Raw genomic sequence first — 243 nt, 5'->3', positions numbered from 1 at the left:
CTGCGCTGACCATCGGCTACGGCGACGTCGTGCCGACCACCACGCTTGGTCGGATCATCGCGGTTTTACGGGGTTTGCTCGGCGTGTTGATGACGGGAGTGACAACGGGCTCCACTGTCTACGCCATTCAGGTAGCGGCTCAACGAGCTGGCCTGCGGCCACGCTAATCCCTACGCGATCGCCTTCCGCTCCCTTGCTCTCCAGGCCCGGCTGATTCCAGATTCATGTAATAGCCGTCCTTCG

The 243-nt window shown here is 61.7% G+C and carries 1 protein-coding gene; it reads left to right on the top strand.

All coding sequences use genetic code 11. The features are described from left to right. The first annotated feature begins 5 nt into the window (after nucleotides 1-5). Entirely contained in the window at nucleotides 6-167 is a 162-nt protein-coding gene (locus SB753_RS40620; RefSeq protein WP_410805620.1) for an ion channel, read from the top strand. Nucleotides 168-243: the final 76 nt, after the last annotated feature.

This window comes from Paraburkholderia sp. SIMBA_053 (assembly GCF_046534895.1).
Classification (GTDB): domain Bacteria; phylum Pseudomonadota; class Gammaproteobacteria; order Burkholderiales; family Burkholderiaceae; genus Paraburkholderia; species Paraburkholderia caledonica.
Note: the sequence above shows the minus strand (reverse complement) of the source record. Positions and strands in the feature narration are given on the sequence as shown.